Origin of the sequence: Bacillus cereus group sp. N11 (assembly GCF_016483605.1) — a bacterium.
In the GTDB taxonomy this organism is placed as follows: Bacteria; Bacillota; Bacilli; order Bacillales; family Bacillaceae_G; genus Bacillus_A; species Bacillus_A toyonensis.
Map to the genome: position 1 here is coordinate 1 of NZ_JAEHBN010000053.1, position 487 is coordinate 487.

Sequence of the window (487 nt, forward strand, 5' to 3'; positions counted from 1 at the left end):
GATGGGATGTATTTTAGAATATACGACAACGGATCGCGAAGGATATCGTCAATATAAATCAAATCCAGAAGACTGCGCTGTTTGTCCGCTACGTGAGGTATGCTTTTCAAAAAAACAAAAACAAAAAGTTATCACTCATCATATATGGGAAAAATATAAAGATATCGCTAGAAAAAACAAACTAACAGCTACAGGGAAAAGACTGTATAAAGTACGCTGTTCAACTATAGAGCGAAGCTTTGCGGATGCCAAAGAACTACATGGCTATCGATATGCTCGGTTTCGAGGGCTGAAGTCTGTCCAAATGCAAGCTTACCTCACCGCAGCTTGTCAAAACATGAAAAAAATAGCCCTTCACCTAACCAAAAAGGGTCTGGTGGAGGGCTGTTTTTCTAAAATTTATTATTTTATATTGTTTTCATTTACTAAAATTAAAAAGGATTGCAGAATGTTGGGAACCCTAAAGGGTTTCCCAACACTCTGAAAA

General features: G+C 37.4%; 1 protein-coding gene. It reads left to right on the forward strand.

The features are described 5' to 3' along the window. The coding region (locus JDS98_RS29615; protein ID WP_242481002.1) for a transposase at positions 1-484 on the forward strand (484 nt) is incomplete at its 5' end. Positions 485-487: the final 3 nt, after the last annotated feature.